This window comes from Mesorhizobium sp. M7A.F.Ca.CA.002.05.1.1, assembly GCF_003998335.1.
Taxonomy (GTDB): Bacteria; Pseudomonadota; Alphaproteobacteria; order Rhizobiales; family Rhizobiaceae; genus Mesorhizobium.
In genome coordinates this window covers 1-3435 of record NZ_RZQI01000653.1, presented here as the reverse complement: position 1 = coordinate 3435, position 3435 = coordinate 1, and the positions used below count along the sequence as shown (strand labels likewise).

At 64.3% G+C, this 3435-nt stretch carries 3 protein-coding genes; all 3 read left to right on the top strand.

Going from position 1 to position 3435, the window contains the following annotated elements; genetic code table 11:
• Positions 1–817, top strand: an 817-nt coding sequence (locus tag EN939_RS25985) for an aldo/keto reductase (RefSeq protein ID WP_164751219.1), incomplete at its 5' end; no start/stop codon positions are given.
• A 20-nt stretch (positions 818–837) separates the two neighbouring features.
• A complete protein-coding gene (locus EN939_RS25980) occupies positions 838–2535 on the top strand; it encodes a glycerol-3-phosphate dehydrogenase/oxidase (protein WP_127270632.1) in 1698 nt (565 codons plus the stop codon).
• The gene (locus EN939_RS25975; protein WP_127270631.1) at positions 2526–3368 is read left to right on the top strand and encodes a class I fructose-bisphosphate aldolase; all 843 of its coding nucleotides are present in this window, start codon (positions 2526–2528) and stop codon (positions 3366–3368) included. Before EN939_RS25980 ends, EN939_RS25975 begins: the two co-directional genes overlap by 10 nt.
• Positions 3369–3435 lie beyond the last annotated feature (67 nt).

Here is a 3435-nt window from a genome sequence, read left to right as displayed (position 1 = left end):
CTACGGTCTTGGCCGCAGCGAGGCGATCGTGGGCACCGCCATCAAGGGCAAGCGCGACAAGGTGGTGATCGCGACCAAATGCGGGCTGAACTGGCATTCGGGCAAGGGCGGCCATTTCTTCGATCAGGACGGCAAGCCTGTGCATCGCTATCTCGGCGCCGACGGCATCGCCTATGAGATCGAGCAGAGCCTGCGCCGTCTGGGCACCGATCATATCGACCTCTACATCACCCATTGGCAGGACCCGACGACGCCGATCGCCGAGACGATGGCGGTATTGGAAAAGCTCAAGGCAGCCGGCAAGATCCGCGCCATTGGCGCCAGCAACATCAGCGCCGAGGATCTTGGCCAGTATATCGATGCCGGCCAGCTCGATGCGATCCAGGAGCGCTATTCGATGATCGACCGCGACATCGAGAGCAGCCTGCTGCCGATCACCCGCCGCCATGACATTGCCACCCTCAGCTACTCGTCGCTGGCGCTGGGGCTGCTTACCGGCACGGTCGACCCAGAGCGCACATTCGGCGGCGACGACCAGCGCAAGGACAACCCACGCTTTTCCACGGCCAACCGGCAGAAAGTCGCAAAGCTGAAAGAGGCAATCGCCCCGATCTCCGAGAGCCACCAGGCGTCGACGGCGCAGATCGTCATCGCCTGGACGCTCGCCCAGCCGGGCATCACCTTCGCCCTGTGCGGCGCGCGCAATCCCGAACAGGCGCTCGACAATGCACGGGCCGGCGAGATCACGCTTGCGGCAAGCGAGCTAGCGGCAATCGACGCCGCGGCAGCCGCGCATCTCACCGCGATGGATGCCTGAGCAAAAAGGCAACAGCCCCGATGAACCGTAGTCATACAATCGCTGGTCTGCGCGACCGGCCTGATATCGCCGTGCTCGTCATCGGTGGCGGCATCAACGGCATCAGCGTCTTTCGCGAACTGGCCCTGCAAGGCGTCGATGTCGTGCTGGCGGAAAAGGGCGACTATTGCAGCGGCGCCAGCGCCGCCCTGTCGCGCATGGTGCATGGCGGCCTGCGCTACCTCGAAAACGGCGAATTCAAACTGGTGCGCGAATCGCTGCTCGAACGCGACCGGCTGCTGAGGAATGCCCCGCACTATGTGGCTCCGCTGCCGACGACGGTGCCGATCTTCGACATTTTCTCCGGTCTCGCCAACGGTGCGGTGCGTTTCCTGGGGTTGACGCGGCGGCCGAGCCGGCGCGGGGCGCTGGTCATCAAGGCCGGGCTTGCCATGTATGACCTTTTCACCGCTGCACGGCGTTTGATGCCAACGCACCGGTTCAGGGGCCGCGCTGAAACCCTGAAGACATGGCCGGCGATCAACCCGGCGATCCGCAATTCGGCGACCTACTACGACGCCTGGGTGAGCCGGCCCGAGCGCCTCGGCCTGGAGATGCTGCTGGACGCCATGGCGAGCGCGACGAATGCCCGCGTCTTGAACTATGCGCAGGTGTCGTCGACAGGCGATGGCCTTGTCATCACCGACACGCTGACCGGCGAAGAGCTGCCGGTGCGGCCGCAACTGGTCATCAACGCCACCGGCGGCTGGATCGACCTGACCAACAAGGCCATCGGGGCAACGGCGCAGACGATGATGGGCGGTACCAAGGGCTCGCATCTGATCGTCGACAACGGCGAACTGTTCGACGCGCTCGGCGGCCATATGGTCTACTATGAGAACGAGGACGGGCGCATCTGCATCCTGTTTCCATATCTAGGCAAGGTGCTGATCGGCTCGACCGACATCCGGGTGGACGATCCGGACCAGGTCCGTTGCGAGGAGGACGAGCAGCGCTACATCTTGCAGTCGCTCGCTTTCGTCTTCCCCTCGATCAAGATCACGGAAAACCAGATCGTGTTCCGCTTCGCCGGCGTGCGCCCGTTGCCCGCCAGCGAGGACAGTTTTACCAGCCGCATACCGCGCGATCATTTTTGCGAGTTCGTCGAACCGGCCGGGCATCTGCCGGCGACACTGTGCATGATCGGCGGCAAGTGGACCACCTTCCGTTCGTTTGGAGCGCTGGCCGCAGATATGGCGTTGAAGCGGCTCGGCCTCGCGCGCGGCAAGGGCACGCAGGACATGGCCATCGGTGGCGGCCGCGATTTCCCCGCCGATCCGGACGCCTGGTGCGCGTCATTCGCCGCCGAGCATGGCCTGCCGGTCGAGCGCGCGCGCACACTTCTGCAGCGCTATGGCACGTCGGCCAGGGATTTCGTTTCGCACCCCGCGGGCGAACAGATGCTGCCGCAGTCGGACTATTCGGCAAGCGAAATCGGGCGCATCATCGAGCGCGAACAGATCGAGTGCCTTGCCGACCTGTTCCTGCGCCGCACCACCATCGCCATTTCGGGCGGTCTCAGTTTCGACCTCATCAACGCCGTTCTCGACATGCTGGCGGCGCACAAGGGCTGGAGCGCCAGCGAGGCCGCCACCGAGCGCTCGACCTTCCTCGCCTTGCTGGCCGACCGGCACGGCATCGATCTCCAGACGCATCAAAGGAGCGCCCTATGCGCATAAACAAGAAAGTCCGCATGAACCGGCTGTTCGGTGGCGGCCGCTGCCTCGACGTAGCCATCGATCACGGTGTCTGCAACGAGCCGAGCTTCCTTGCCGGGCTGGAAGACATGGCCGGTGTGGTCAATCAGCTGGTCAAGGCCGGCCCCGACGCCATCCAGATGAACTACGGCCAGGCCGATCTGCTGCAGGCCGTGCCTGGCAAGGACAAGCCGGCGCTGGTGATGCGCATCGACATGGGCAATCCCTATAACAGGATACGCCACCGGGCGATGTGGGCGGTGCTGCAGAATGAAGCCGAGCCCTTGCTTGGCGCCATCGAGATGGATGCGGCTTGCGTCGTGGTCAATCTGTTCATGCTGCCCGACGAACCCGACCTGTTCCGGCAATGCGTGCAGAACATCGCCCGCGTGCGCGCCGATTGCGAGAAATACGGCCTGCCGCTGATGATCGAGCCGCTGGCCATGCTGCCGGTCACTGAGCATGGCGGCTACATGGTCGACGGCGATGCCGAAAAGATCGTCACCTTGACCCGGCTTGCCCGTGAAATGGGTGCCGATATCGTCAAGGCCGATCCGACCACCGATCCCAACGACTTCCACCGCGTCGTCGAGGCGGCGCGCTGCCCGGTGCTGGTGCGCGGCGGCGGCAAGGAGGATCTGCGTGCCGTGTTCGACAAGTCGGCCGCCTTGATGGCACAGGGTGCGCTTGGCATGGTCTATGGCCGCAACATCTACCAGCATGCCAACCCGAGCGCTGTCGTGCGCGGGCTGATGGCGATCATTCATGACGATGCCGATGGCGGCGTGGCCTGGGATCTGTACAACCAGGCATAGGCTGCGGCCTCGGGAGGCGCCAATGGCAAGCTACATCCTCGGCCTCGATGCCGGCAACACCGTCATC

What these genes read in the sequence shown, in the direction of transcription:
- EN939_RS25980 (WP_127270632.1), top strand. Translation starts at nt 838, where the DNA reads ATGAACCGTAGTCATACAATCGCTGGTCTGCGCGACCGGCCTGATATC.
- EN939_RS25975 (WP_127270631.1), top strand. Translation starts at nt 2,526, where the DNA reads ATGCGCATAAACAAGAAAGTCCGCATGAACCGGCTGTTCGGTGGCGGC.